Source organism: Campylobacter sp. RKI_CA19_01128 (assembly GCF_025771175.1).
Lineage (GTDB): Bacteria > Campylobacterota > Campylobacteria > Campylobacterales > Campylobacteraceae > Campylobacter_D.
Window position 1 is genome coordinate 49,362 of record NZ_JAKMPU010000006.1, and the last position, 19,191, is coordinate 68,552.

General features: G+C 29.1%; 15 protein-coding genes. 8 read left to right on the forward strand and 7 right to left on the reverse strand.

All coding sequences use genetic code 11. The features are described 5' to 3' along the window. Window positions 1–65: 65 nt before the first annotated feature. The 4 genes from pstB to L8U98_RS05385 are packed head-to-tail and all read right to left on the reverse strand — an operon-like array spanning window position 66 to window position 3,800. Window positions 66–806 (reverse strand): phosphate ABC transporter ATP-binding protein PstB, encoded by a 741-nt coding sequence (pstB, locus tag L8U98_RS05370; RefSeq protein WP_263708403.1) that lies wholly within the window; start codon window positions 804–806, stop codon window positions 66–68. Next, window positions 803–1,891 carry a phosphate ABC transporter permease PstA gene (pstA, locus tag L8U98_RS05375; protein ID WP_263725106.1) on the reverse strand — a complete coding sequence of 363 codons (1,089 nt, stop codon included), beginning with the start codon at window positions 1,889–1,891 and terminating at the stop codon, window positions 803–805. The genes pstB and pstA overlap by 4 nt, the downstream gene beginning before the upstream one ends. After that, window positions 1,888–2,802 carry a phosphate ABC transporter permease subunit PstC gene (pstC, locus tag L8U98_RS05380; protein WP_263725105.1) on the reverse strand — a complete coding sequence of 305 codons (915 nt, stop codon included), beginning with the start codon at window positions 2,800–2,802 and terminating at the stop codon, window positions 1,888–1,890. The genes pstA and pstC overlap by 4 nt, the downstream gene beginning before the upstream one ends. Before the next feature lie 14 nt (window positions 2,803–2,816). After that, entirely contained in the window at window positions 2,817–3,800 is a 984-nt protein-coding gene (locus L8U98_RS05385; RefSeq protein WP_263725104.1) for a substrate-binding domain-containing protein, read from the reverse strand. An 85-nt stretch (window positions 3,801–3,885) separates the two neighbouring features. Between L8U98_RS05385 and L8U98_RS05390 the strand changes: the two genes are divergently transcribed. Beyond that, window positions 3,886–4,545 carry a response regulator transcription factor gene (locus L8U98_RS05390; RefSeq protein ID WP_263725103.1) on the forward strand — a complete coding sequence of 220 codons (660 nt, stop codon included), beginning with the start codon at window positions 3,886–3,888 and terminating at the stop codon, window positions 4,543–4,545. Between the two features lie 56 nt (window positions 4,546–4,601). Next, the gene (locus tag L8U98_RS05395) at window positions 4,602–5,825 is read left to right on the forward strand and encodes a sensor histidine kinase (RefSeq protein ID WP_263725102.1); all 1,224 of its coding nucleotides are present in this window, start codon (window positions 4,602–4,604) and stop codon (window positions 5,823–5,825) included. Here L8U98_RS05395 and L8U98_RS05400 read toward each other — a convergent pair whose 3' ends face one another. The 3 genes from L8U98_RS05400 to L8U98_RS05410 form a co-directional block, all read right to left on the reverse strand. After that, entirely contained in the window at window positions 5,826–8,279 is a 2,454-nt protein-coding gene (locus L8U98_RS05400) for a hypothetical protein (RefSeq protein ID WP_263725101.1), read from the reverse strand. It abuts the gene before it with no gap. Window positions 8,280–8,349: 70 nt separating this feature from the next. Then, entirely contained in the window at window positions 8,350–9,900 is a 1,551-nt protein-coding gene (locus tag L8U98_RS05405) for a P-loop NTPase fold protein (protein WP_263725100.1), read from the reverse strand. Continuing rightward, window positions 9,875–10,252 (reverse strand): KAP family NTPase, encoded by a 378-nt coding sequence (locus L8U98_RS05410; RefSeq protein WP_263725099.1) that lies wholly within the window; start codon window positions 10,250–10,252, stop codon window positions 9,875–9,877. The genes L8U98_RS05405 and L8U98_RS05410 overlap by 26 nt, the downstream gene beginning before the upstream one ends. A 106-nt stretch (window positions 10,253–10,358) precedes the next feature. Here L8U98_RS05410 and ftnA point away from each other — a divergent pair, with 106 nt between their 5' ends. From ftnA to ccsA, 6 genes are all read left to right on the forward strand, one after another. Further along, a complete protein-coding gene (gene ftnA / locus L8U98_RS05415; protein WP_012661514.1) occupies window positions 10,359–10,853 on the forward strand; it encodes a non-heme ferritin in 495 nt (164 codons plus the stop codon). Window positions 10,854–10,958: 105 nt separating this feature from the next. Further along, window positions 10,959–11,594 (forward strand): helix-turn-helix transcriptional regulator, encoded by a 636-nt coding sequence (locus L8U98_RS05420; protein ID WP_263725098.1) that lies wholly within the window; start codon window positions 10,959–10,961, stop codon window positions 11,592–11,594. Between the two features lie 181 nt (window positions 11,595–11,775). Beyond that, window positions 11,776–13,713, forward strand: a complete 1,938-nt coding sequence (locus tag L8U98_RS05425) for a cytochrome c family protein (protein WP_263725097.1) — start codon at window positions 11,776–11,778, stop codon at window positions 13,711–13,713. Window positions 13,714–13,808: 95 nt separating this feature from the next. Continuing rightward, complete coding sequence (locus tag L8U98_RS05430) at window positions 13,809–15,827, forward strand: rhodanese-like domain-containing protein (protein WP_412175045.1); 2,019 nt, start codon at window positions 13,809–13,811, stop codon at window positions 15,825–15,827. A gap of 56 nt (window positions 15,828–15,883) precedes the next feature. Then, entirely contained in the window at window positions 15,884–16,483 is a 600-nt protein-coding gene (locus tag L8U98_RS05435) for a SoxW family protein (RefSeq protein ID WP_263725095.1), read from the forward strand. 8 nt (window positions 16,484–16,491) lie between these two features. Continuing rightward, window positions 16,492–19,191, forward strand: coding sequence for a cytochrome c biogenesis protein (gene ccsA / locus L8U98_RS05440; protein ID WP_263725094.1), 2,700 nt, complete (start codon window positions 16,492–16,494; stop codon window positions 19,189–19,191).

A 19,191-nucleotide genomic window follows, 5' to 3' on the forward strand; every position in this document is an offset into this window, starting at 1 on the left:
AATAAACAAATGTATTTTAGAAATTTTGATTAATTATATCATCAAAATTTCTAAATAAATAAAAATTATCCAAAAGCTCCATTTAAATAAGATTTTGTTTTTTCTTCTTTAGGATTTTCAAAAAATTCCTTACTCTCTCCAAATTCTACAAGTTCTCCTAAATGAAAAAACGCAGTATAATCAGCCACGCGCTTAGCTTGTTGCATGTTATGCGTTACCATGATCATAGAAAGATTATGACTTAATTCTTTAATAAGCTCTTCTATAACACTTGAAGATATAGGATCAAGTGCAGAAGTTGGTTCATCTAAAAGTAATAATTTTGGCTTTATAGCCAAAGCTCTTGCAATACAAAGGCGTTGTTGCTGACCGCCTGAAAGCGCTAGAGCATTTTGTTTTAGTTTATCTTTTACTTCCTCAAAAAGACCCACTTTTTTAAGACAATCTTCCACTAAAGCATCTTCTTCATCCTTGTTTTTGATCATCCCATGGAGTTTTGGAGCATAAGAAATATTATCATAAATGCTTTTTACAAAAACATTAGGTTGTTGAAATACCATTCCAACTTTTTTTCTAAGCACGACTAAATCTTGATTTTTAACATCTTTTCCATCAATCTCAACAAGACCATCGATTTTTGCTATTTTGTCATTCATCCTATTAAAACAACGCAAAAATGTGGATTTTCCACATCCTGAAGCACCTATTAAAGCTGTGATTTTATTTTTTTGAATTTCCATATTAATATCAAATAAAGCTTGTTTTTTACCATAAAATAAATTTAGATTTGTTGTTTTTGCTATCATTTTAATTTTCCTTGAAAATATCTTCTTAAAAGTATTGCTGCTAAATTTAAAATCACCAAAAGAGATAAAAGCACTATAATCCCTGCTGCTGTTCTTTCTAAAAATGCACGCTCTGGCATAGCTGACCATGAAAAAATTTGAGCAGGTAAAACACTTGTTGGCGCAAAAACACTATTTGCTACATCAGGTATGAAAGCTATCATACCTATAATCATCAAAGGTGCGGTTTCGCCAATAGCCCCTGCTAGAGTTAAAATAGAACCTGTTAAAATCATAGGCATTGCCAAAGGTAGCATAATACCTTTTATCATTTGAATTTTAGTCATGCCTAAAGCATATGCTGCATTTTTCATATTAATATCCACACTTTTTAAGGCAGCTTTAGTTGAAACAATAATAATAGGTAAGCTCATAATAGCCAAAGTTAATCCTCCAACTAAAGCACTAGAACGAGGCATCCCAAAAAGATTAATAAACACTCCAAGTCCTAAAAGTCCAAATAAAATACTAGGAATACTTGCAAGGTTATTAATACACACTTCTATAAAATGCGTAAATACATTTTGCGGAGCAAATTCTTCTAAATAAATAGCTGCTCCAACTCCTATTGGGATACTTACAACCATGCATACTAACATTACAAGTAAAGTTCCAACCACAGAAGCAAAGACTCCTGAATTTTCAGGTGATTTAGAATCTCCATTAAAGAAAAAATTTGTGTTAAAACTTAGTTTGATTTCTTGCTTTTGAACTAATTCATCAACTAAAGTTTTTTGTTCATCGCTTAGTTTATTGTAGTTTTTTTTCATATATTGATCAACTTCAGAATTTGCTAAAAGCCAAGATTTTTCTTTGATTTGACCTGTTCTTATTTTCCTTTGTTCAGCACGCGATAAAAGCTCATATGAAGGGCTATTTCTATCAGCCTGGGCATAAATGTAAGTTTGCTTAAAAGCTCCTATCCCAAGATACCCTACGCTTGATAAAAAAATACAAAGAAAAATAAGGTTTATATAAAGCCCCATTTTACAGAATCTTTTGAAATTTTTTGAAGCTTTTTTTCTTTGTTTAAAAAGTTTTTTCATAAATTTTTCCTTTTATGGAAGCGATTTATCAAATAAACGCTAAAAATATTAATGATTAATGTAATAATAAAAAGTACAAGCCCTAAAGAAAATGCACTTAAAGCTAAAGAACTATCAAAAGCTTGATCACCGCTTAATGCTTCTACTATTTTTACAGTCACTGTTGTCATATCTTCTAAAAAATTCATTGTTAAATTTGGACGCAATGAAGCAGCCATAACAACAATCATCGTTTCACCTAAAGCTCTTGAAAGTCCTAAAAGACAAGCTGCAACTATGCCTGGCATTGCTTCTGGTAAAATTACTGCAAATACAACTTCTTTTTTAGTCATACCTAAAGCATAAGCTCCATTTATCCTTTTTAAACTTACAGCTTCAATGCAATCTTGTGAAAGTGAAGCCACTATAGGAACTATCATAATACCCATGATAAAACCTGCACCTAGGGCACTTTGAAAACTAGCTTCTATACCAAAAAGAGAAAAAAACCACACTATAAAAGGAGCTACAACTATGGCTGCGAAAAATCCAAAAACTACAGTAGGAATTCCTGCTATGATTTCTAAAATAGGTTTTAAATAGTTTTTAGATTTTTTACCTGCAAATACTCCAAGATAAATAGCACACATTATGCCTAAAGGTAAGGCTGTTAGCATTGCTATTAGTGAAATATAAAAAGTTCCCCAAAATAAACTCAAAGCACCAAAAACACCATGCTTGCTACTTCCATCAGCACCTACAAATGCAGCATCTGCTGCCCACTGACTTGAGAATAAAAAAGTAAATACGCTTTCTTTTTGAAAAAATTTTAATGCCTCTATTAAAATAGTTAGCATAATAGCAAAGCTTACTACTACGCTAACAAAAGCACAAAGAAAAAGCGTTAATTTTATTATTTTTTCTTTTATCAATTTTTCATCCTAAATCAAAAAACTTTCCCTGCTTTAACAAGCTCATCAGTTAATAAACCTTTTTCTTCTATATGTTTTTGGGTTTGTTTTAAAGTTTTTTCATCCAAAGGAACTAATCCTATTTTTTCTAATTCTGCCCCGCTTTTAGCTAAATCATCACTCATGTAAATTTTTGCAAATTCAAATACTTCTGGATTTTTCTTAGCATTCATATATATAAATAAAGAACGAGCTAGTTTATATTTTCCTTCGGAAATATTCTTCTCATCAGCTTTTACACCATCAATGTAAGCAGCATTAATTTTATCATCATTGCTAGCTAAAAATCCGTATCCAAAAAGCCCAAAAGCTTCTTTATCAACAGAAAGTTTTGAAACAATTAAATTATCGTTTTCACCACTTGGTATAAATGCTCCATCTTGGCGTATAGTTTTATATGCACCTTTGTATTCAGGAATTTTTTTAGAAATATCTACCATTACAAGCTCTTCTATACTATCTCTTGTTCCTGAACTCGATGGAGGACCATAGATTGTAATTTTTCTATTTGGTAGATTTTTATTGATTTGTTGCCAATTTGTATAAGGATTTGGGATTAATTTTCCATCTTGCGGAATTTCTTTAGCCAAAGCCAAAAATAACTCATGCAAGCTTATATTTAACGGGGCATTGATTTTATTTTGAGCTAAAACTATGCCATCATAACCTATCATAATCCCGACTATATCACTCACACCTGATTTTTTACAAGTTTCAAATTCACTTGGCTTGATAGCTCTTGAAGCATTAGAAATATCAGTAATTCCCTCGCAAAACACTTTAAAACCACCGCCTGTGCCAAGACTTTCAACTATAGGTGTTTTTGTATTTTTTATAACAGCATACTCTTCAGCAACAAAAGAAGTAAAAGGGTAGACAGTAGATGAACCTGCTATTTTTAATTCTGCTGCGTTTAGACTAACAAAAGTAGCTATACTTAAAGCTAAAAGTTTTTTCATTTTTTCTCCTTAGTTAAAAAGTGATGAAAATTTAAAAAAACTTGGAAACATTTTGGATACATATATTTTTTGATATAATTTTTATATGCTAAATATTATTTTGATAGAAGATGATAAAGACTTAAACGAATTAATCACACTAAGACTTAGCCAAGAAAATATAAAAATTTATAATTATTTTGATTTTTTTGACTTAGAATATTTTCTAGATACCAATGAAATAGACTTAATCATCATGGATAGAAATTTACCAAGTGGCGATAGTGTAGAGATGATAAAACAATTAAGAAAAAAAGGTTATATGGAGCCTGTGATTTTTCTTAGCGCAAAGACTTTGCAAAAAGATATTTTAGAAGGTTTTGAGCAAGGCTGTGATGATTATATATGCAAACCTTTTGATTTTAATGAGCTTTTATTTAGAATTAAAGCTGTAACTAAAAGAAATAAAACTCCAAAAGAACAAATTTCTTATCAAGATTTTACTTTATATATAGAAGAAAGAAAATTAATTTATCAAACAAATACATTTGAAAAATTATCAACCCTAGATGTGGAATTACTCAAGTGTTTTTTTAATCACAAAAATCAACTTCTAAGCCGTCAATTTTTAAGTGAGCAAGTATGGAAAAATGACACAACAAGCGATAAGACAATCAATACAGCTATTTTAAGATTAAAACAAAAAATTCCACAAATTAAAGAAAATATCATTTCAGTGCGTTCGGTGGGTTATAAATTGTGCTAAGAATAAAAACATTTTTCCTTTTTACACTTGGATTTTTTTGTATTGTTTTTTTTATATTGTTTTATTTTTTCAATGAAAGCTATATCAATACTACAGTAAAAAACACTTATGAGCAAAAACTAAAAACACTCAATGATGTTTTACAATTTCAATTATTAGATACACTAAATTCCAATAACATCAAGCAATTTGCTCAAAACACTAGAGCAGATTTTATCATTAAACAAAATGATGATATTTTTTCATCATTAAAAGATTATTCTTATTTTCTAAATCACTTTGAATCTAATTTTACCCATGATTTTTATAAGCAAAAAGAAATTTATTTTAAAGCTTATGCTTATAAAAACTATCAATACATCATCATTGTATATCCTAAAATACATTCTTTGATACAAAATTTTTGGATTAAAAATATTATTATTTTTTCTTTCTTTTTACTTGTACTTGTTGTGTTTTATTTTGTTGTATTTTATTTTTTCAAAAATTATTTTCAAGAATTATTATTGTTTGTTAAAAGTATCAAATCAAATACTAATTTCATTTTAAAATATAATTTCGTTTATGAATTAAAAAATTTAAATTTACGCTTATTGAAAATTAAAAAATTACTCATCAAGCAAGAATTAAAAAACAAAAAACAAGCTAAGAAAATTCAAACCAAAAACACCCAACTAAGCAATGTAATCAGCGCTATATCACATGAGCTTAAAAACCCTATAAGCGTTATAGATTTGAGCTTGCAATCTTTAAAAGAAACTAATGATGGAAATATGAAATTATTTTTACTTGAAAAAATTCACAAACAAAGCGTAAAAATCAACCAACTAACACATAAACTCAATTTTGTTTTTAATCTTAATTTTAATTCTTTAAATTTAGAAAAATTCGACCTATATGCTTTAAGTAAAAATTTATTAGAAAGTTTTAGAGATGATAGGTTGAAAATTCAAGGCCAAACAAGCTTTATCATAGCGGATAAATTTCTCATAGAGCAAGTCATCATTAATCTAATAGACAATGCCCTAAAATACAGCAAAAAAGAGGTGCTAATCATCATAAAAAATCAAAATTTTACTATCATAGACCAAGGTATAGGCATAGAAGAAAAACATCTTAAATTTATAACAAAAAAATTCTACAAAGCAAACTCGACACAAAACAACTCCTTTGGACTAGGATTATTTTTAGTTAAAAAAATACTCACTTTACACAAAAGTTCTTTAAAAATTCAATCTAACCCACAAAAAGGTAGTATTTTTTCTTTTAGTATTAGCTAATCACTCTCTTAAAAAACCATATTCATAAATTTTTGGTTCGATTTTTTTAGCTAAAACATCTAAAGCTAAATTCAAATCACTAAGTAAAATTTTATAATGCTCATCTTTTGCTTTGCTAGGCATATTCATCTTGCCTTTTTCATTTCTACCTTGAAAAAATTCTTTTATATCATACAAAGAAGCATTTACTAAATACCCCGCCTTTTCTTTATGCGTGTGATAATACTTAAAAAGTTCTTTGCCTGCTTTTAAAAGCTCTTTTGCTTCATTAGAAAATTCCACCTTGCCTAGCGTATCATCAAACAAAACATCATCATTTTTTATCTTACCATTTATAAATTTATACATAAAATCGCTCTTAAATGCTTCTTGGGTAATGCCTAATTCTTTCTCACTAAAAGGTATGAAGTGATTTACACCTTCTTTTGCACTTATACGATTTTTACCATGAAAAAGCATAAAAACCAAGCAATCACTTTGAAATTCTTTATCATTTTGATATGCTTTGTTTGGGTATAAAAACTGGTCATTGTGATTTATATAGGTATGCTCTATCGCATGTCGCACAGAAAAAAATATAGAATTAACTAATAAGTTTTCTTTAAATATAGAATTTTCATTACTAGCATTTATAACACTTTGAGATGGTGCAAGAGTAATAAAAACAACATTATTATTTTGAAAATCAACACTGCCTCTAACTAAATGTGCCAACTTATCCTTATTATTTTTACATTTATCATTATATTGTCTTAACCAATCTTTTATATTTTTCTCATAAGGAAAAAAACTTTTTTTACCTAAAAAATTTCCATTTTCATTAAAAATATCAAGCCTTACCTTTTTAAGCTCATCTTTTTGACTCATATCCCATATTAAAAAACCTATAGGAAAATTTCCTTTTACATTATCAAAAGTATAAGCAGGCACCATAAAACCTTTTAAAAATTTAGCCTTAAAAGTTTCTCTAAATTTTATAAAATTTGTAGAATTTATATATTTTAAAGTAGAAAAAGTAGCTAACACAGCTCCATCAATCTCGCAATAAATTCTTATAATAAATTGTGCAAAAAGCTCTCTTAATGATTTACCACAAACACCCAAATAATTTTCATAAACTTTATTATATACAGCAACTTTATCCTTATGTTTTCCTGTATTTCCTATGGTAGATGTAGTAGTAGCTTCTGCATAAGGTGGATTTATAAAAATGATGAGTTTTTTGCGTTTGTTTTCATTTTTTAAAATTTCTTGTAAATTTGAAGGTAGTTTTGATTTATAAATGACATTACCTTTATCATCTACTTTATCAAAAAATTCATCATTTAAAAAGTCAAATTGAAAAACATGATTTTCAAATAAATTTGCACCATTTTTTATACGCTCATGTATTACATCAACATCTGCTTTATCTATGGTAGAGCAAAAAACATTTTTTGCATTTGTGAAATTTGCTAGTAAATTTCCTGTCCCACCAGCACAGTCCCATATATAGTATTTCTCTTCATAGTCTTTGCCTAAAGCCTTTGATAAATACTCACAAGCCTTATCTACCCAAATTCTTGGAGTAAAAAACGCCCCCTTTCTTTCTCTAATGTCTTGATCTACAAGCAAATCCCTACGTTCTATCATATAATCCCAAAATTCCTCTAAAGGCGGACGCTCATAAATAGCCCAAAAATCTTTATGTGCTTTTTGATTGTCTTTAAAGCCCGTTTTTTCTGTAGCGATAGAGCCTAGATCCGTCTTTTTGGCATTAAATTCATAATGATCTTTTTTCAAGATAGCAAAAAGCTTTTCTACTATGGTTTGATTTTCATTTGAGAGTAAATCAGCTAGGTAAAAGTCCGCATCGATAATGCCGTTTTTCTTTGCTAAATCCCAATCTATACTTATGCTTTCTTTTACGCTTTTGCTCCATTTGTGATATATGCTTACAAAGTTGTTTTTGTCGATTTTAAATTTGCTTATGTTTTCGTTTGTTAAATTTTCTTTTATGAAATTTTTTAATTCCTCATCATTTTTTTCATAGTAAAAAATCAAAGCTTCGTTTAAAATTTCATCTAATTCTTTTAAAAGTTTTAAAAACTGCTCACTTGTGTGTTTGCTAGCTGCTACACCCCAAACCCTATCATTTTGATAAAAAATTTCTTGAATTTTATAATAAGGTAAAAATGCGATTTTTTCAGCATCAAATGCACCTATTAAAGCAGGTGTTTGCATGGTATGAAAACTTCCATTTTTTATAGTCATAATGAGTTGAACAAATGATTTTTTGATATCACTTATGCCTTGCTTAGCTTCAGCCCAAAATAAATTAATCTCGCCTAAGTCTTTGTGCTTTTGCGTGACAATAAAATCAATACTAGAACCAACTATAGAAAATTTTGAAAAATACGCTTCACGCACTTTGTTTTTTAAAATTTCTTCATCTACTTTTAACCATTCTTGCATTTTTAACCTTTGATAATAAATAAACTTACAATTTTAAGCAAAAGAACATTATTTTTCAATTATTTTTGAACTAATGATTTTTATAACGACTTAACTTGTCTTTATAGAAATCAATCATCTTTGAGATCTCATTAAGTTTATTTGAAATTTTTTTATTTTTTTCCCATGCAATGTTAATGTGCATTGATATTTTTTCCATTGCTTCTTCATTATCTTCTTGGAATAGTTTTTCTAATAGTATTTTTAATTCTTTTTTATACATACATTCTTGAGCTTCATCTGAGAAGTTACAACTATATATAAATAGTATTCTTGCATCTAATGAGTAAGTATCATAAAGCAATTTATCGCTAACTACACTTTCCTTTTCTTTAAGAATAGAAAATATTTCCAAATAAGCTCTGCATTTATCAAAGTAATAAAAATCTTTTTCTTCATAAATTTCATCAAAAATACTCCAAAGATAATAAATAAATTCACTGTTTTTAAAGTCTTTAGCATAAACACTCATTTTAAAAGCTAATTGTTCAAATCTTTCAATTTCTTTTAAATCATACTCATTAAAAATATCATCATACTCTTGGTGTGATTTTGCCTTTATAATTTTATCTATTGTTTCTTTTCTGATAATATTTTCTGCGAAATTTAACACAAAATAATATTGAAAATAATCCAAAGAAGCTATCCTGTGTTTATGTTTATATTTTTTTCTATCTTTTAAATCAAAAAAATTTCTATTATATAAATCATATATTTTAGGAAAAATAGAAATCAACAATTTTTTGATCACTTTTTTATTTAGTTTATTTAAACTTTCTATTTGTTTGTCAATCATATTAGTATATATGGATTCTTGCTCTTCTCTATTAATCTCATAACTAGCTAAAGCAGTTCCAGCAAAAATCTCAAAGTGATTATAAATAAACCCATAAAATTTTGGTTCAAAAACTTTAAACAAAGTAATCACAGCAAAATCATACAAATATAACTCTTGTTTTATCACACTCATTTCAAATTTTAAAACATTCAAGTATCTATTGATATCTCTTATACTCTCAAAAGCACCTGTAAAATTATTTTTTTTAATTTTATTGACAAATTCATTTTTATCTATTTTTTCATAAATAAAGCTAAATTGTTCGATTTTTTGCATAAAAATCGCTGTTAAATTAGCTTTATTTAATTTAGGCAGCACTATAGGAACTTGCACTATTTTTTCTATATATCTTTCGCCTTTATCTTTTTGGATTTTATCTAAGGCTTTGGTGACTATTTCATTATCATAAGCAAGAATATACATAGTGTTTTTAAAATCTGCTATAGATCTAACAAGTTGAAAAATTTCTCGTATATCTGTATCGGCTAATCTATCAAGATCATCTATAACTATAATGATCTTTGTGTCTATATTTGATAAAGCAGTGTTGATTTTATTTTTAATTTCATCTAAACCTTTTTTCTCCGCACTTAATAATTTATTAAAATCACTGATAGCATTTGAAGTTTTAGACATTGCCACTGAAGTAACCGGATCTGCAATCACATAAGATGACATTTTAAACAATAATGCTAAGTCTTCTAATTTTTGAGGTACTTTAGAAAAAAAATTTGTTTTTTGCATGAGAGCATATTTTTTTTAAATTTTTAATTTTAATTTTTGGAAATGGTGCTTTACGAATTTCTTTAGCGAGTTTTGTAAAAAAATCACTAATGAGCTGTTTTCTAGTGGAAATATTCCAAGGGTTAAAATTTATTATAATGAATTTTTTATTATCATTAAAATCTTCTAAAACCATATTTATAAAAGAAGTTTTTCCGCTACCCCAATCCCCTATAATACCTATAGAAATACTATCTTCATCTTGATAACTTTTTATATTTTTCGCTAGTGTAGTAGCATTTTCTCTTCTACTAAATAAATCTTCATTTTTGCTTGTTATAGCTTTATCAACTTCAAAAGTATTTGTTTGCATTTTTTACTCTTTATTTTTTAGTGCAATTATACATAAAATATAAATTTAGTATAAATTAAACTTTAAAATATATCATTATAAAATCATTATTAAAAAAGGAGAAAAAATGCTATCTAAAGAAGTAGTGGCTTTATTAAACGAGCAAATCAATAAAGAAATGTATGCAGCAAATTTGTATTTGAGTATGAGTTCATGGTGCTATGAGCATAGTTTTGATGGCGCTGGAGCGTTTTTGTTTGAACATGCAAGAGAAGAAAGTGATCATGCAAGAAAACTCATCACTTATTTAAATGAAACTGATTCTAAAGTAGAATTAAAAGAAGTTAAAAAACCTGATAGTGATTTTAAATCATTGCTTGATGTGTTTGAAAAAACTTTTGAGCATGAGCAAAGTATCACTGCTTCTATTAATAATCTTGTAGATTTTATGCTTTCAAGTAAAGATTATTCAACTTTTAATTTCTTGCAATGGTACGTAAGCGAACAGCACGAAGAAGAAGCGCTTTTTAGAGGTATAGTAGATAAAATCAAACTCATAAGCGATAATGGCAATGGCTTATACATGGTAGATCAATACATCAAAAGCTTAATTAATAAATAATATTTAGCTTCCGTAAATTTGGAAGCTAAATATCTTTTAATTTAAAAGAATTCTTGCAAAATAAAAGTAAATTTGCTAAAATACTTTTTATTTAAAAGGATTTTTATGCAAATGAATGAAATTACTGATAAACTTAAATTTATACTCCAAAAAGAAGGCATAAAAAATGCCAAAGATTCTGATGTGGCTAAAATGCTAAATATCAATCCTGATACCTTTTATAGTATGAAATTTAGAAATTCCATACCTTATAAGCAAATACTTCATTTTTTAAATGAAAGAAATATCAATATCAATGCATTTTTTTATGAAGATTCCCTTGAGAGCAATACTCCAGCGCTTGATCTAAACTATAATGTCTTAAAATATTATGATGTTAATGCTTCTATGGGAGGTGGGGTTTTAAATGATAATGTGAGTTTTTCAGAAGTGATTATAGATGAAAAACTCAGTGATTTTTTTGGCTCAAAAGATTGTGATATCATCCCTTGTATAGGCGATAGTATGGAGCCTGAAATCAAAGATGATTCTTTGTGTTTAGTAGATAAAAGCAAAAGCTTTAAAGAAGGTGGGGTTTTTGCAGTAAATACTAGAGATGGTTTATTCATCAAACAAATTTTTAAAAGCAATAAAGGCGGAGTTTATTTACACTCTTTTAATCTAAGTTATGCAGATGTACATTATCAAAATGGCGATTTTTTAATCGTGGGTAAGGTAGTGGGGATTATAAGTAGAATTTAGTATTTAGCAAATAACTTCTTTTTCTATATGATAATTTTTATTATTTAAATTAATAAAAAATAAATATAAATATATTTTAAGTTAATTTTTATTAAAAAATAGTCACAATTATACTTTAATAGTTAATAGATAATAAATAAGAGTATTTTTATCTTTTAACAAAACACGCGAAAGGGAAGTTATGAAACACAAATTAGCTAAGGTTGCTACCTATGCCTGTTTAGCCTTAGGTATAAGTTTAAGTTCGCAAGCTTTTGCTTCTTCAGAGCCTAGAACTCTTGATGGTTATGTAGCTCAAGAGGATGCATTTTTTGACTATCTTTACAAACATCACCCTATTTTTAAATATGAAAAAGAAGGGCGTTTGGTGGGTAAATTTACCCATAGTGATAGAACAGAAAACTGGGTTTTAAATCAAAATGGAGCTAAATTTGCTGCTGAGCATGATTTAAAACAAGCTTCTATTACTTATCGCTTGCCTTATGAATCTTTTTTGGATTTTCCAAACAAATTTGTAGGCCCAAAAAAATGCGGTGAGTGTCACCCTGCTCAATATGCCTCTTGGGAGCGCTCTCGCCATGCAAAAACCGTGCGTTTTCCGCATGAAATGGAAGAAGTTGGTGGGGCTGAAGGTTTAAAAAAACCTATGTATAACTCTCAAGCTACTATTTTACCTGATGGAATTTATCCAAATGATGTTTATGCTCTCATTGGAACACCAAGAACAAAATATGGTTTTATAGATAGATGGCTTGTGCGCGGAACTTACCATGTTGAAGATGGAAATTTGAGTGATTTAAGTGGTAAATTAACCGCCGGAGGTAATCAATTCTCAAGACTTTGGAGTGAGTTTTTAACTCCTGAAATGGCACAAAAAATAGCTGCTTTTGCACCTGGTTTTCCTACTAAAATGGAAGATTTTGGAGGAAATGGTTCTCAAGTATGGGGAACAAACTCTTATGCTGCAACTTATAAAGAAAAAGCAGTTTTCCAGCCTGCTACTGCATATTGTGAAACCTGTCATACTTTTAAATTTGATTTTAAGAACAAGGAAGAATTTTACAAAGCACTAGGTAATCCAAAAGAACTTCAAAAACATACCATCTCAAAAGGTATTACTTGCGAGGAATGCCATGGGGCTGGAGCACATCTTTATGGAGCAAGAGGTGCGGGTATGCCATCAAATTGTGAAAGATGTCATCAAAGATTTTCATATAATGAAACCGATGCTAAAATCAATCCTAGAAAACCTTTCAATGCGTATTTTAAATCAAGTTGTCCTGCGTGTGGAACAGAAGGTGCTCAAATGTATTCTTCAGCACACTATGATAAGGGTATGAGATGTAATACTTGTCATGATCCACATGAAGTAACTTTTAATGATTGGAAAAGCGGTTATACTAAAACAAAACTTAAAAAAACTTGTAAAGATTGCCATGAAACACAAGCAAGCTTTTTCAAAAAAGGTGGAATTCATGCAAAAGATAATTGTACAGCTTGTCACATGCCAAATATGATGAGTTGTGAAAACTTTGGAGCGGTTCAAAACCCCGATAAAGGCGGGTTTGATAATGTTAGAGCTTCACATATTTGGAATATTAAAGTAGATAAAACAGCAAAAACACTTAACCCACCAGAAGGCAAAGAAAGATCACCTAAAGTTGGTGGTTGGACTATAGCTAGAGATGATGAAGGTAGATTTTTCCTTGATTTAATGTGGAGTTGTGGCAGAACTAGTTTTAGTGATATTAATCTAATGGGCCCTGGTGCAAGTGGTTGTCATAGTCCTGTGCAATCAACCTTACCTGAAAAACTTCACTTTAGCAATCAAGAAATGATTTATGATAAAGTAATGGAGTGGCAAAACCCTGTTAAAGAAGGCTATGAGAAAATTAGAAAAGGCATAGCAAATATTGATAAAACTTTTGCTGAAAAAACCAAACTTTCAGTAGAGCAAAAATCAAAAGTACTAAGCCTAACAAATCAAGCTCAAGCCATAGCTGATAGACTAGAAAAAGATGGTTCTTGGGGTGTTCATGGGCCTGCTTATTCTAAGAAAATCATAGAAGAAGCTTTAATTTATATCCAAGAAGCACAAAATATCCTAAATGGTAAATAAAAACAAAGGAAGAATGAAAAATTCTTCCTTAAAATAAGGAGCTAGTCTTGAAAAATTTAATCACTCGACTTTTTATTGTCCTTTTCACTCTTTTTATGCCATCAGGATTTATTTTTGCTGAGGCTAATGGAGAAATAGGCTCAATAGAAGGTGTAAAAAGTATTAGCTTAGCGCAAGCTCAAGAAATGCTAGATCAAAACAATACTTATTTTTTTGATGTCAATTCAGAGCAAGATAGACAAGCTAATGGCTATATACCTAATTCCATATCAACCTATGTGGAAAATTGGCAAAATTTACTACCTAATGATAAAAATGCAAATTTAGTATTTTATGGTTTAAATCGTTTTAGATTTGAAGCTTCTCAAGCTGCTGCAGTTGCTATAGAACTTGGCTATAAGAACTCTGTTGTAATGCTTGATGGCATTGAATCATGGATAACTTCAGGTAGAAAAGTTGAAAAAATAGACACAGTTAAATGGGAAAAAGCTAAAGAAATTATCGAGTTTAAAGATACTATCCACTCAAGATTTAAATTTAGCAACACCCCATCTTGTCGTGATTGTCATGCTCAAAAAGGTAAAGGCATTAGAGCTGATATTGCAGCAAGTAAAAACTTAATCAATCAAAAATGTGCAACTTGTCATGAAAAAGCAAGCAATGCTTTAGCAAAAAGCGCTCATGGAGTAGAAAAGTTTTTACCCGCTCAAGATATGCAAAAGAAAAAAGAAAAACCATCTTGTGCGACTTGTCACTCTATTCATATTACCCCAAAACATTCAGGAATTTATTCACAAAAACAATTAGTCGATCAAAAATGCGCACAATGCCATAAACAAAAAAGTGCAACTTTTCATATGACTTTCCATGGTAAAGGCATGTTTTTAAGCACTCCAGGTGAAACTCCAAGTGTTGCTACTTGTTCTGATTGTCATGGCAAACACAATATTTTAAAATCAAGTGAAAGAAGCTCAACTCTCTCGCCAATTAATCGTGTTCAAACTTGTAAATCATGCCATCCAAATGCAAATGAAAATTTCGTAAATTGGATGGCACATGCTGATCATAGCGATGGCGAAAAATATCCTGGATTGCATGGTGCTTATATATTCATGACTATTTTAGTAATTTCTGTGTTTGTTTTCTTTGGAGCCCATACTATACTTTGGTGTTTGCGTTTAATTGCTATGCGTATAAAATATCCTAAAGAATGGAAAGAAGCAAGAAAAGCAGCACATGAAGATAAAGTAAGAGTAAGAAGATTTAGCACTTTCCATAGAATTCAGCATTTCTTTATGGCAGCTAGCTTTTTGGGTCTTGCGTTCTCAGGCTTACCGCAAAAATTCTATGATTCAGCGTGGGCTAAACCTATGATTGATTTAATGGGTGGAGATATCATTAACGCAGCAACCATACATCATATTTCAGCCATAGTAATGTTTGCAGTATTTTTCTCTCACATTGGAGAAATCATCATCGTAAATTGGAAACGCCGTGATGTAGCAAGGGATCCAATAACTGGTAAAATAAGCTTTATGAAAGTTTTAAAAGCTACTTTTGGGCCTGATTCTTTAATGCCAAATTGGCAAGATTTTAAAGATATGAAAGATCATTTTAAATGGTTCTTTGGTTTTGGACCAAGACCGCAATTTGACCGCTGGACTTATTGGGAAAAATTTGACTATCTAGCAGTATTTTGGGGTATGTTTATCATTGGTATTTCAGGGCTTATTTTATGGTTTCCTGCTTTCTTTGGTAAATTTTTACCAGGTGAAGCAATCAACTTAGCAACCCTACTTCACTCTGATGAAGCTTTACTTGCTACAGGATTTATTTTTGCAATTCACTTCTTTAATACACATTTTAGAGCAGATCGCTTCCCTATGGATATGGTGATTTTCTCAGGAAATGTTAGTGAAGAAGAGATTAAACAAGAAAGAAGCGTATGGTATAAACGCTTAAAAGAAAGTGGAAAATTAAGCACTTTATATGAAAATAAAAGTAACTTCAAAGCATATCAATGGCTAGCTAAACTTGCAGGATTTGCAATGCTAATCACTGGTTTGGTATTTTTATTTTTAATGCTTTATACTTTCTTTAACACTATCTTATAACCTTATTCGCTATAATAGCGAATAAGGACTTTTCCTAACTTTTTCAAGGATTTTAAATGTTTAAAACAATACTCACACTTAGTTTTTTAAGTATTTTTTTTACAGCTTGTTCTAATGAAGAAAAACTTGATTCTAATTTAATCTCAAGCGGTACACAATTTTCTAAAGAAAATTTGCAAAAAGCAAATGATTTAGATAAAAAATCTTATGAAGAAATAGCTCATTTATTTAAAGATAATACAAATATAAAAAGTGATGATAAAAATATTTTAATCATTTTCAGCGCAAATCATTGTCTTTATTGTGATAAATTAAAAGAAGAAATTAAAAATGATAAAAAAATACAAGAACTTATAAAAGAAAAATACAGCTCTTATTATATAAATATAAGCTATAAAAAAATTCATACATTTTATAAAAACCATAAAAGTGACTTAAGCACAGCTGAACTTTCTAGTATTTATGATATAGTAGCCACCCCTACTATTGTAATTTTAAACAAAAACAGCCAAACCTTGCTAAATTATCCTGGTTTTATTAGCGCAAAAAGATTAAGCGCTACAATGGAGTTTTTAAACCAAAAAGAAAATCAAAATTTAGACGAAGCAGCCATAGCGCAAAAACTTATACATTTTTATAAAGAAAATAATATTTAAGGGTTAAAATGCAGTATTTTTTTTCTTTTGCGATGAGTTTTTTACTAATGAGTATATATGCCATATCTTGTGCTGTGGCGACCTTTATAGAAAATGATTTTGGTATTAGTGCAGCTAAAGCTTTGATTTATAATAATGCTTGGTTTGATATGTTGCATTTATTACTAGGTTTAAATTTAATCGGAGTGATATTTTATAACAAGCTTTTTCAAAAGAAAAAATACTCTATCTTGCTTTTGCATTTATCTTTTATAGTGATTTTAATCGGTGCTGGACTTACTAGATATTTTGGCTTAGAAGGTGGAATGCATATAAGAGAAAATCAAAGCTCTAACACCATAGTCACTAGGGAAGAATTTATAAAAATTACTGATTTTGATGCTAATGCTAGTTTTGAATTTCCTATTAGCTTTACCCCGCTAACCCAAAAGCATTTTGAAAAAACTATTGACTTAAATGGCGAAAAATTAATCATAAGCTCCATCAAATACACTCCGCAAAAAGACTCTATCACACCTGCTAGCTTAAAATTAAACATTAATTATCAAAAAGCAAATACACAAATAATCTTAAATCCAAATTTTACAAATAAACAAGCAGTGCATTTTAACTTGCAGGGAAAAAATTTTACTATCAATTGGGGGCCCAAAGAAATCAAACTTCCTTTTGCGTTACACTTAAAAGATTTTATACTTGAGCGTTATTTAGGCTCTATGAGTCCATCTTCTTATACTTCAAAAATTCAAATTATAGATGAGCAAAATAATATTAACTTAGATTATGATATTTTTATGAATAATGTTCTTGATTATGGTGGATATAGATTTTTTCAAAGCTCTTATGATCAAGATGAGCAAGGCACTATACTTTCAGTCAATAAAGATCCTGGTAAAATTCCTACTTATATAGGTTATACTTTATTGATTTTGGGATTTTTATGGGTTTTATTTGACAAAAACTCAAGATTTCATCGTTTAAGCATTTATTTAAAAAAAGGTCAAAGTTTTGTATTGTTTATTTTGCTTTTTGCAAATTTACAAACTCCACTTTTTGCACAAGAAAATAAAAATGAAATTTTAAATTTAATCTCAAATTTGCAAAAAAATTCCTATGAACATTCTTTAAATTTTGCAAAATTACTTGTACAAGATCATAATGGCAGAATCAAACCTTTAGATACTTTGGCAATGGAATTTGTTTATAAAATCACTCAAAAAGAAAAATTTTTAAATCTTCACTATGATCAAATTTTTCTTGCAATGATGATTTATCCTAAAGAATTTAGAAAAATCAAAATGATAGCTACAAAAACAAGCAAGCTAAGAGAATTAATAGGCACAGATATAAATAAAAAATACATAGCATTTGATGATGTGTTTGATAATGGAGTATATAAGCTTAGTAATTATGTAGAGGAAGCTAACCGCAAAAAGCCCTCGCTAAGAACTAGCTTTGATAAAGATTTGCTAGCCTTAGATGAAAAAATAAATCATGCATATTATATTTATAGTGGTCAAGCTTTAACTATTTTTCCTGATATTAATGAGCAAAGTTTAAAGTGGTATTCTCCGGTGCAAATTTTACCTTTTGCAAAAGAAGATGTAGAGCGTTTACAAATGCTTTTAGTTAGCTATTTTTTACAAGTTCGTAATGGTGTTAAAAATAATCAATGGCAAGATGCAAATGAAATTTTACAATCCTTAAAAGACTTTCAAAATCATTATGGAAGCAGTGTTTTACCACCAAAAGAAAGATTAGATCTTGAAATACTGCTTAATCATTATAATATCTTTGATAATCTAACTTTTGTTTATATTAGCTTTGCGTTAGTTTTTTTCTTTTTAAGTTTTTATACTATATTAAAAAATATTTCTTTATCTGCCTTTGTGTATAAATTTTTTTATATCATTTTAAGTATGTGTGTAATCATACATGCGCTAGCTTTAATCATTCGTTGGTATGTAGGTGGGCATACTCCTTGGAGTAATGCTTATGAAAGTATGATTTACATAGCTTTTGCTTGTGCGATAAGCGCTGTGATATTTTTTAAAAAATCACTTTTGGCTTTATGTAGTGCGAGCTTTTTAGCAGGTATTTCACTTTTTGTAGCTCATCTTGGCTTTATGGATCCTCAAATTGGAAATCTAATACCTGTTTTAAAATCATATTGGCTTAATATTCATGTATCGATTATAACAGCAAGCTATGGATTTTTAGCACTTTGTTTTATTATAGGAATTTTAAGTTTATTTCTTTTTGCCTTAAGAGGTAAAAATAAAAATATAGATTTAAACATCACCAAACTACACTGCGTTAATGAAATGTCTATGATAATAGGGCTTGCAATGCTTACAATAGGAAATTTTTTAGGCGGAGTTTGGGCTAATGAAAGCTGGGGAAGATATTGGGGTTGGGATCCAAAAGAAACTTGGGCTTTGATTTCTATTGTAGTTTATACCATGGTATTACATTTAAGATTTATTTTCAAAACTTATTTTATTTTTGTTTTTGCAAGTGCTAGTGTTTTAGCCTTTTATAGTATATTAATGACTTATTTTGGAGTGAATTTTTATCTCTCTGGACTTCATTCTTATGCAAATGGCGACGCCTTCCCTATACCAACTTTTATATATGTTTTGATTGTGCTTAATTTTGTTTTAATTATTAGCGCAGGAAGAAAACGGGATTTAAATACGCCTAGTTTTTAA

Excerpts from the sequence above, each read along its gene's own strand:
- pstB (WP_263708403.1), bottom strand. The coding sequence starts at position 806 with ATGATAGCAAAAACAACAAATCTAAATTTATTTTATGGTAAAAAACAA.
- pstA (WP_263725106.1), bottom strand. The coding sequence starts at position 1,891 with ATGAAAAAACTTTTTAAACAAAGAAAAAAAGCTTCAAAAAATTTCAAA.
- L8U98_RS05385 (WP_263725104.1), bottom strand. The coding sequence starts at position 3,800 with ATGAAAAAACTTTTAGCTTTAAGTATAGCTACTTTTGTTAGTCTAAAC.
- L8U98_RS05390 (WP_263725103.1), top strand. The coding sequence starts at position 3,886 with ATGCTAAATATTATTTTGATAGAAGATGATAAAGACTTAAACGAATTA.
- L8U98_RS05400 (WP_263725101.1), bottom strand. The coding sequence starts at position 8,279 with ATGCAAGAATGGTTAAAAGTAGATGAAGAAATTTTAAAAAACAAAGTG.
- L8U98_RS05405 (WP_263725100.1), bottom strand. The coding sequence starts at position 9,900 with ATGCAAAAAACAAATTTTTTTTCTAAAGTACCTCAAAAATTAGAAGAC.
- L8U98_RS05410 (WP_263725099.1), bottom strand. The coding sequence starts at position 10,252 with ATGCAAACAAATACTTTTGAAGTTGATAAAGCTATAACAAGCAAAAAT.
- ftnA (WP_012661514.1), top strand. The coding sequence starts at position 10,359 with ATGCTATCTAAAGAAGTAGTGGCTTTATTAAACGAGCAAATCAATAAA.
- L8U98_RS05420 (WP_263725098.1), top strand. The coding sequence starts at position 10,959 with ATGCAAATGAATGAAATTACTGATAAACTTAAATTTATACTCCAAAAA.
- L8U98_RS05425 (WP_263725097.1), top strand. The coding sequence starts at position 11,776 with ATGAAACACAAATTAGCTAAGGTTGCTACCTATGCCTGTTTAGCCTTA.
- L8U98_RS05430 (WP_412175045.1), top strand. The coding sequence starts at position 13,809 with ATGCCATCAGGATTTATTTTTGCTGAGGCTAATGGAGAAATAGGCTCA.
- L8U98_RS05435 (WP_263725095.1), top strand. The coding sequence starts at position 15,884 with ATGTTTAAAACAATACTCACACTTAGTTTTTTAAGTATTTTTTTTACA.
- ccsA (WP_263725094.1), top strand. The coding sequence starts at position 16,492 with ATGCAGTATTTTTTTTCTTTTGCGATGAGTTTTTTACTAATGAGTATA.